The sequence below is a fragment of the Rahnella sp. RcJ3 genome (genome assembly GCF_009498575.1).
In the GTDB taxonomy this organism is placed as follows: Bacteria; Pseudomonadota; Gammaproteobacteria; order Enterobacterales; family Enterobacteriaceae; genus Rahnella; species Rahnella aceris.
Window position 1 is genome coordinate 20,832 of sequence record NZ_QSNX01000033.1, and the last position, 9,515, is coordinate 30,346.

The following is a 9,515-nucleotide window of genomic DNA, read 5'->3' on the forward strand; positions in this document are numbered from 1 at the left end:
AGAGTGAGCACTGCCCGGGTTCAAAATGGCAAATAAGAGTGCTTTATTCCTTAACTTCCTGATATTTGCCTTTGTCGTCCCATTTATAAACCACGTAATCAGAGACTTTCAGGTCGCCTTTACTGTCCCAGGCTTTTTTGCCCATGACAGTATCGACGCTGTTGGCTTTAAGCCAGGCGCTGGCTTTGGCGGAATCGCTGCCGCCGGTGGCTTTGAAGGCGGCGGCGATCGCCTGCACGGAGGCGTAGGAATAGAGGGTGTAGCCTTCCGGCTCGAACTTGCTGGCGCGGAATTTATCGATAACGACTTTGCCTTCCGGGATCAGACGCGGGTCTTTGCCGAAGGTCATCAGAATCCCGTTGGTATATTGCGGGCCGCCTGCGGCTGTGACCATTTCTTCGTTGACGATACAGTCGCCGGAGAAGAACGTGGCCTGCACGCCCTGCTCACGCATCTGGCGTACCAGCGGACCGGCTTCAGGATGGCAACCGCCGAAGAACACCACGTCCGGTTTCTGCGCACTGATTTTGGTGACCAGCGCGTTGAAGTCTTTTTCGCCGCGCGATAAGCCTTCATACATCACTTCTTTCACGCCACGCTTGTTAAGCGCCGCTTTGGTGGCATCCGCCAGCCCCTGCCCGTAGGTGTCTTTGTCGTGGATGATGACCACTTTTTTGGCTTTCAGCTTGTCGATGATGTAATCACTGGCAACCTGCCCCTGCTGGTCGTCACGTCCGCACATGCGGAACATATCACTCATGCCGCGTTCGGTGATTTGCGGGTTAGTGGATCCCGGCGTGATGGCGATAATTCCGGCATCGTTGTACACCTCAGATGCGGGCATGGTAGAAGATGAACAAAAATGCCCGACCACCGCCTGCACTTTATCCTGATCAACAAGACGGTTAGCGACCGCAACGGCCTGTTTCGGTTCGCAGGCATCATCGCCCTGCACCAGTTTGATTTTCTCGCCGTTGATTCCGCCAGCGGCATTAATGTCTTCAGCGGCCTGGGTGGCACCATGCCAGTACTGATCGCCATAGGTGGCATTCGGGCCGGTGAACGGGCCAGCGACGCCAATCACGATATCCGCACGCGCGGTAAACGCAGTGACCAGACAGCCTGCCAGCAACAAAGAAAGAGGACTTTTAATAAATTTCATCGACATCATCATGATCCTTAGGACAGAGTTTATGCAAAACGGGTTATGGAAAACGCATGTAGCAAAAACACCAACACGAAGTCGTAATCAGAAAATCTGAAATTTAACGCTTAAGCCTTAAGACTGAGGGTTTCCCGCTTATCTCCGGGGGTGAAAACATCAAAGGTAAAAAAACATAAGCAAAATATCTGCCATTGTTACTCAACCTCTGAGAATGTGACGGGTTATGTGAGTATAGATAGCGACGGGAGAGCGTTACGGGCAACTGACAGAAACAACGACGGGATCACATCGCACCGCGCTGGTGCACAAGCACGGTTTTGCACGCACGCTTACGCCGGGTGACATTTTTATTCTTTGCTTCTTGCGGCGGGTTGTTTTGTAATATGGGCAGATGATTGCAACGGGAAACTACTGAACAATGAAGAAATTATCCTGCCTGACGGCTGTGGTTCTGGCTCTGTCGTTAACTGGCTGCGCCAGCGATTATGTGATTAACACCAAATCCGGCGACCAGTTTTTCGCCCACGGCGAACCGGATCGTGACCGCAATACCGGCATGACCAGCTACACCGACATGAATGGCGATTATCATCTGATGAACACCAATGATATTGCGGGCATTGTGAAGAAGTAGGGTTACGGATGGGAATTGCATTTATCTCAAAACCTGGCCGATGACACACATGGTCGGCTTAACAAAACAGTCATGCTATGTGGTGCACAAACGGCACGCAATATCACGACTGTTTTGAGAATCAGATTACTCAGTAATAAAACGTGAAACAGACGCAGCAAGATTTTGTGCCTGATCTCGCAGCGCATTGGCGGCAGCAGAAGACTCTTCCACCAGGGCCGCATTTTGTTGAGTCACGCTGTCCATTTCCACTATTGCCTGCCCTACCTGAGATATTCCCCTGTTCTGTTCATCCGATGCCTGAGTAATTTCATTCAGTATTTCGGTAACATTAGCCACTTTGGTCACAATGTCATGCATGGTAGTCCCCGCCTGTTCTACCAGATCTGACCCTGCATTAATTCGCTCTACCGATTCACCAATTAAACCTTCTATTTCTTTTGCAGCCTGAGCGCTTCTCTGCGCAAGGCTTCTCACTTCGCTTGCCACAACAGCAAATCCCCGCCCCTGTTCGCCAGCACGCGCCGCTTCAACAGCCGCATTGAGAGCCAGAATATTGGTCTGAAAAGCGATGCTATTAATTACCGTCGTAATCTCAGCAATTTTTGCTGAGCTTGCAGTAATTTCATTCATAGTTTTCACCACATGAGAGACGAGTTGCCCGCCTTTATTCGCCGTTTCTGAAGTACTGCCCGCCAGGCGGCTGGTATGATGAATATTGTCCACGTTCTGTTTAACCGTCGCAGTTAACTGCTCCATGCTGGCTGCCGTTTCTTCAAGCGCAGCAGCCTGTTCCTCAGTGCGTGCGGATAAATCATTATTACCTGCCGCAATTTCTGCGGAGGCATGGCTCACCTGCGTCACACCGGTACGAATATCCCCGATGATACGGCGGAGATCGGTGTTCATCTCATCTACAGCTTGCATCAGTTCTCCCAGCTCATCACGACGCGTGGTATTGAGATGGGCTCTTAAATCACCGCGCGCTATCTGTCTGGCGACGTCAAGCGTGTCAGCCAGAGGCTTCACAATTTGGCGGGAAATAATCAGTGCAATGCCAATACTTAATAAGACTGCTGCTACCAGGAGTGAAGTCATCCATATAACTGCATTTCTGATATCGTCATGCGCCGCGCTCAGCTCCGATTCAAATATATTGTCACTCAGGGTAGTCAGCTTGCCGCCTGCTTTCGCAAGCAACTGAGTCACTTCCTGCTCAGCAATATAGGATTGGAGGTAGTTTCCGGCACTCGCCTTTTTGGCCGAGACCGAGCGTTCAATTTCTTCAAGTATGCTGACATCAGCCGGATTTAACTGGGATTTGACGGCATCCATTTGCTGAATCGATTCATTCATAAAACCTGTTAAAGCCTGAAGGGATTCCTCAGTATTCTCAAACTGGAGGAGTTTTACACGTGTCGCCACCCCATCAATGTGTCTGACGATATCCCCTAACGCGATCGCGGTGACAGCACGTGCGGGATCTCGTGCATAGGACTGAGCCAGACTGTTAATCTCAGATTCTTCGCGTGTCAGCACAAAACTACTGACAACAAGATCACGTTGTTGGGTCTCGCGGACCGTTTGAGCACGCTTGTCACGATACGTCTTCATGACCTCTGACATTTCATTAAGCATCTTCAGGTGCTCTGTATCCCAACGAAGCAACCTGAGACTTTCAATTTTTTTATCAACCTGCTGTAAGTTCACCTCATTCATTGTGATGTATTTTTCATCGTGCGTTTTCACATATTCCAGTCTTTCAGCTTTCGCCATAGCAAACTGGTCAGTTATCACTTTAAGCTGGCTTATTTTCTCAGCTCGAATGGAAATATCATTCAGATTTTTAATACCACATAAAGCAACTGCAATGCTCAGCAATAAGATAAGTCCGAAACCTAATGCTAATTTTTTCCCGACTTTTAGATTTTCAAAATATGACATAAATATTTTCATAGCGCATGGCTCTCCATTATTTTTATAAATACAATTGTATGTGAAGCACATGGGGTATCGGCAGGCTATAAAAATTAGTTAATAAAAAACTCAGTTTATTAAGTTACAAAAGTCAGTAATTTAACCGCTATAAAACCTTATTCTTTGTATGAATACTTTTTTATTAATTACACCCTATTAATGGTGAGGTAATTCTCTATAAAAAAGCATTATTTTAATTTTCTGCCACTCTTAAATATTAAAGACGTTATCTGAACATACATCGCGCAGTATCAGCTTCCGACGCGAGGACATAAAAAAACCGGGCGGAAGCCCGGTTTTGGTTTGCAGCGAGAACAAAAATTACAGCCCGTTTTCGGCAATATCCATCGCGAAGTAAGTCAGGATAATATCTGCGCCAGCACGTTTAATCGCGCCCAGGCTTTCACGTACGACGGCACGCTCATCAATAGCACCGGCTTGTGCAGCAAATTTGATCATCGCGTATTCACCGCTGACCTGATACGCCGCCAGTGGCAGACGGGAGGCTTCGCGGATATCGCGGATCACGTCCAGATACGCACCGGCCGGTTTCACCATCAGCGCATCGGCGCCTTCCTGCTCGTCCAGCAACGATTCACGCACGGCTTCGCGGCGGTTCATCGGGTTCATCTGATATTGCTTGCGGTTGCCTTTCAGTACACTGCCGCCCGCTTCGCGGAAAGGCCCGTACAGGGAAGATGCAAACTTGGTGGAATACGCCATGATTGAGGTATCGATAAATCCGGCTTCATCCAGCGCACTGCGGATGGCCTGCACCTGACCGTCCTGCGCGGCGGATGGCGCGATGAAATCTGCACCAGCAGCCGCCGCCACGACAGCCTGTTTACCGAGGTTGACCAGGGTTGCGTCGTTATCCACGCCATGGTCGTGCAACACACCGCAATGGCCGTGTGAGGTGTATTCGCAGAAACAGGTGTCGGACATGACAATCATTTCAGGCACGGTGTCTTTACAGATACGCGCCATACGCGCGACCAGACCGTTTTCGTTCCAGGTATCGCTGCCGGTGGCATCCATGTGATGCGAAATACCGAACGTCATAACAGAGCGGATACCGGCGCGGGCGTAACGTTCGATTTCAAATGCCAGGCGGGATTCAGGGATACGCAACACACCCGGCATAGCTTCGATGGGTACGTATTCAGAGGTCTCTTCTTCTACGAAAATCGGCAGTACCAGATCGTTGACGCTAAATTCAGTTTCCTGAAAAAGAGTGCGCAGGGATTCGGACTGTCTCAGGCGGCGAAGGCGTGAGCTCGGGAACTGATTCGACATGAAAACTCCTAAAAATTAATCTGTTGCGCTGATATTTTTTAGAAACAGGAGCACAGACAGTTCAGACGGCAGGAGGCGATGCAGCGCCGTCAGACGATGAAGCCCGCATTTTATAATAACTTTTAAACAAATGATGAACTTTCCGTGAGGAGATGTAACAGAGGCCGCAATTTTGGAAAGGCGATCCCGGAACAGGGATCGCCTGAAGGAATGATTTAACCGAGCTTGATCTCGCGATCTGCTGAGGCAATCGTAGACGGACGGTGGGCGATAAATATCCGCGTAATATCCAGTTCGCTGATCGCCTGATTGATGCGCATTTCATTGTCCAGATCCAAATGGCTGGTGGCCTCGTCGAGGAACAGTATCGCCGGACGGCGGTACAGTGCGCGGGCAATCAGCAAACGCTGTTTCTGACCACCCGACAGGCTGCCGCCCAGTTCGCTGATCAGCGTTTCATAGCCCATCGGCATCCGTTCGATATCGTCGTGGATGTTACAACGGCGGGCGCAATCAATAATACGCGCTTCATCTTTCTGCTCATCAAAGCTGGCAATGTTCTCGGCGATAGATCCGGCGAACAACGTGTCATCCTGTAACACACAGGCGATGCAACTGCGGTAATTGTTCAGTCCGGCGGTGGTGATATCCATACCGTTAATCAGAATGCGGCCTTCGGTGGGCGTCAGCAAACCGGTCATGATCTTCATCAGAGTGGTTTTACCCTGCCCCGACGGCCCGGTGATCGCCACACTTTCGCCCGCCGCCACCGACAGGTTTAGCCCGTTGATCAGCGGTGCGGAAAGGCTGTCGTACTGAAACACCAGATCCCGCACCTCCAGCGACGCTGCCTCGCCCGCCCGCAGCAACTCACGTTCCGGCAGTGATTTCTCGGTGCCGGTCAGCGCGATATCCGCGATACGGTCGCGGTGCAGGGAAAGCATCCGCAGTTGCAACACCATATTCAGCAGACTGGCAGCACGTTCGGAGAACTGCCCGCGATAGGTGTTGAAGGCCACAAACATCCCCAGCGTCATATGGCCGTCAATCACCTGCGTCGCCCCCAGCCACAGCAGCGCGACCTGATCGAGCGTGGCGATCAGCGTGTTGCCGCCGGTAAACATCATCTCAAACCTGGTTTTGCGCACCGTCGCATTGGCGTTATCAATGTTCAGATTGAGCCAGAAATTGGCGCGGGCTTTCGATAAACCCAGTGCTTTCAGCGTGCTGATGCCGTAGAGCGTTTCCATAAAGTGCGAACCGGCACGCGCACCTTTAACGATTTGCTCCTCGGAAACCTGGCGGTAAGCGTTATACGTCGTCAGGCGGAAGATGACATAAATCGCCGTGAAGCCAAGAATCACCCAAATCAGCCAGCCGCCATACAGCACCATCATCACGATTAACCCGACCGACATAATGCCGTCGATAATACTGTTGACCACGTTGGTGGTCAGCGTGGTACGCAGCGTATCGAGGGAAGTAAAACGCGACTGAATATCCCCGAGTTTGCGTTTCTCAAAATAATCGAGCGGCAGTTTCATCAGATGATCGAACAACCGCGCTTTCCATTGCACATCAATCAGCGTACTCATCACCAGCGATGTCCAGGCGCGTAACATACTGACGCCGGTACGGAAAATGATGAAGAACAGTAAGCCAAGGCAAATCAGGGTCAGTAAATCCGGGTCTTTCGCCGGGATCACATGGTCCATTACCAGTTGCATCCCGACCGGCAGCAGCAGGTTGACCGATTCGATCATCAGCGAGAGGCAGAAGATTTTGGTCAGCGCCGGAATAAGGCCGCTGACATTGCCCATCATTTTGCGCAGATCCAGCCGTACGCGCGGTTTCTCCGAGGTAAAACCGTTGTCCGGCCACAGCTCGAGTGCCACGCCGGTGAAATGCTCGGACACCTCGCGCATGCCAAGCGAACGGCGGCCAAAGGCCGGATCGTGAATAATCACTTTGCCCTGTTTAACGCCAACCAGCACCACGAAATGATTGAGATCCCAGTGCAAAATACACGGCGTTTTCAGCGCGTTCAGCTCATCGATATCCAGCTTTAACGCGCGGGATTTCATCTCATTCGCTGCCGCGATATCCATCAGCGTGCGCAGTGTCGCGCCCCGTGAAGATATGCCATAGCGCTGACGCAGGCTTTGCAAGTCCACGTGTTTGCCGTGATAGCTAAACACCATTGCCAGACTGGCCAGTCCGCACTCGGCGGCCTCGGTTTGAATAATCTGCGGCACCCGGTGGCGCCAGCTAAAGTGCAGGCGGTCAGCCAGCTCCCGTACGTTATCGAGATTCATTGATTGGCCCCACCACGCTTTTCTTCATGCTGTAATACGGAGACAACATCCACTGATACAGCGGCCTTTTCTCCAGGAATAACGTCGACTCGGCTTTCATGCCGCTGGATAAATTCAGCGTTTCGCCGTGCCAGTTCATGGCTTTTTTATCCAGTGAAACAATCACTTTGTAATACGGCCCGCTGATCGTGCCATTGGCCGTTCTCGGCGCGCTGGCGTAAGAATTCAGCTCCTGTTCGGAAACCGGCGCAGAGGAAATCGATTCCACCTTGCCGGGGAACTGGCCATATTTTTCAAACGGATAGGCTTCGTACCGAATATTGATGTGCTCGCCGGCTTTCACGTAAGGCACGCTTTCATTCGGCAGCCAGGCAACGAGAAAGAACGGGGAATTACTGGCTGGCACCAGTTGCGCGAGGCTGTCACCGGCGTTGACCATCTGTCCGGGCGTGACGCTCAGCGAAGAGATTTTGCCGGAGGTCGGCGCGGTGATCAGCAATGAGCCTTTGGCATCGGCCTGCGCCAGCTGGCGTTCGAGGTCATTGCGCTGGTAGCCGTACTGTGAAATCTGGTTATCAAACTCGGCGGCGCGTGTCACCAGTTCGCTGCGCAGATTGGTGATTTGTAATGCTTCCTGAATCGCCTGGGTGTTCAGGCTCTGGAACGATGTCTGCTGCTGGTAAAACAGGTAGCGCTGATTATTCAACTGGTCAGTATTGATCAGGCCCTTCTTCTGATATGCCCCGTAGTTCTGCATGCTCTTTTTCATGGCATCCAGCCCTTCCTGCGCCGAATCCACCATGCTTTGTGAGACTTCATGCGCCTTCTGATACTGATCGAGTTGCTGTTGCAGGTTTTGCAGGGTTTCCTGCTTATTGTGTTCCAGCTGGGCAATAATGGAATCGATTTGCTCGCGCTGCTTTTTAATAGCGGCGAGCGTGGTGGTACTGACATTCCCCGCCTGCGTCACGCGGCTGACGTCGATTTCATATAAAGGCTGGCCTTTTTTTACGGGTTTACCGGTATCGACATACAATTTGGTGACCACGCCCTGCTCAGGGCTGAATAAATTAATGCTGTGCGGCTGAGTAATGATTTCACCGCTGACGTTGATGCGACGTGTGTAGTTAGCGAAGATCAGGAATACCAGTAAAGCAAACAGGAAGAGGGCCGTGAGTGTCGTGACGATCCATAAAGGCCAGCCGGCGAGCAATAAAGCCTTACCCGCCCAGTGACTTTGCTGATGTTCATTGACCTCTTTACGAAAGAGCATATTTAAGTGTTCCAGAAAAACCGGCTGTAAAAACAGAATCTTTGAAAGATAGCAGCACATAATCACGCTGCCACCGCGATTACTCTGAAACACCGGATGAAGTTATTACCACGCAGGGATAATTGCGCAGTAATATTAATTTCAATGTCTTATAAAAAATAACCACCTGGCCTCTGGTTCGATTATTTTTTGCACATTGCATTAATTATTCAGATTTAAAAATATCTTAATAACGATTTCAAACAATGAGTTACATATCTAAATCCACATAGGAGATTATTCCTAGTCAAATTCCGTCCGCAGTACTCTAGGCTTAATCCCTGTGAAGACATTGCGTAGAAATTATCTCCATAGACTTACTCAATGTTTTCATCGCCCCCGTTATTTAAGGGGACTTGCTTTAACAGATTAAAAGGAAGGCCTAAGATGAAACAATTAACAGAACATGATATTGAAATGGTTAATGGTGCGGGTTGGTCGGAAGATGTTAATAAGGTTGCCGATCGCCTATCAAACTTTGGTCAGGACGCGGTGAGTGACACCAGTAATGCGGTGAACAAGGCGTATTCACAAATTTCCGATGGTCTTGCTAAAGCACAGAACTATCTGACAACCTAGTTTATAAACAGCTTTTGTTGTACCGAAAGTTAATTTATAAGCAACTTAGTCAGAGTAATACAAGCCCCTGCTCACACGCGGGGGCTTTTTTTATTCCCTAAAATATTGTTCAGACTCTCGAATCAATATCACTATACGAAGCCAAATTTCTGAGTAAACTCTATTCCCACAATTTCACCATGTGAATACAGTCTCCTCACACTCCGAAAAGCAGGATGCTTTTCACATGCCAACCAG

7 protein-coding genes are annotated in these 9,515 nt (G+C 50.1%); 2 read left to right on the forward strand and 5 right to left on the reverse strand.

Annotation, left to right across the window (positions count from 1 at the left end):
* Nucleotides 1-43: 43 nt before the first annotated feature.
* The gene (locus DXU84_RS23925; protein WP_112152190.1) at nucleotides 44-1,168 is read right to left on the reverse strand and encodes a branched-chain amino acid ABC transporter substrate-binding protein; all 1,125 of its coding nucleotides are present in this window, start codon (nucleotides 1,166-1,168) and stop codon (nucleotides 44-46) included.
* Between the two features lie 415 nt (nucleotides 1,169-1,583).
* Here DXU84_RS23925 and DXU84_RS23930 point away from each other — a divergent pair, with 415 nt between their 5' ends.
* A complete protein-coding gene (locus DXU84_RS23930; RefSeq protein WP_013576036.1) occupies nucleotides 1,584-1,799 on the forward strand; it encodes a YgdI/YgdR family lipoprotein in 216 nt (71 codons plus the stop codon).
* 126 nt (nucleotides 1,800-1,925) lie between these two features.
* Here the strand turns inward: DXU84_RS23930 and DXU84_RS23935 are convergent, their stop codons facing one another.
* From DXU84_RS23935 to DXU84_RS23950, 4 genes are all read right to left on the reverse strand, one after another.
* Nucleotides 1,926-3,755: a methyl-accepting chemotaxis protein gene (locus tag DXU84_RS23935; RefSeq protein WP_112197133.1), complete on the reverse strand. Its 1,830-nt coding sequence runs from the start codon at nucleotides 3,753-3,755 to the stop codon at nucleotides 1,926-1,928.
* A gap of 342 nt (nucleotides 3,756-4,097) precedes the next feature.
* On the reverse strand, nucleotides 4,098-5,072 hold the full coding sequence (gene hemB, locus DXU84_RS23940) for a porphobilinogen synthase (RefSeq protein WP_013576038.1): 975 nt from the start codon (nucleotides 5,070-5,072) through the stop codon (nucleotides 4,098-4,100).
* A 215-nt stretch (nucleotides 5,073-5,287) separates the two neighbouring features.
* Nucleotides 5,288-7,387, reverse strand: coding sequence for a peptidase domain-containing ABC transporter (locus DXU84_RS23945; RefSeq protein ID WP_153376774.1), 2,100 nt, complete (start codon nucleotides 7,385-7,387; stop codon nucleotides 5,288-5,290).
* Nucleotides 7,374-8,660 carry an HlyD family secretion protein gene (locus DXU84_RS23950; protein ID WP_228389056.1) on the reverse strand — a complete coding sequence of 429 codons (1,287 nt, stop codon included), beginning with the start codon at nucleotides 8,658-8,660 and terminating at the stop codon, nucleotides 7,374-7,376. The genes DXU84_RS23945 and DXU84_RS23950 overlap by 14 nt, the downstream gene beginning before the upstream one ends.
* A 426-nt stretch (nucleotides 8,661-9,086) precedes the next feature.
* Here DXU84_RS23950 and DXU84_RS23955 point away from each other — a divergent pair, with 426 nt between their 5' ends.
* On the forward strand, nucleotides 9,087-9,278 hold the full coding sequence (locus tag DXU84_RS23955; protein ID WP_013576041.1) for a hypothetical protein: 192 nt from the start codon (nucleotides 9,087-9,089) through the stop codon (nucleotides 9,276-9,278).
* Nucleotides 9,279-9,515: the final 237 nt, after the last annotated feature.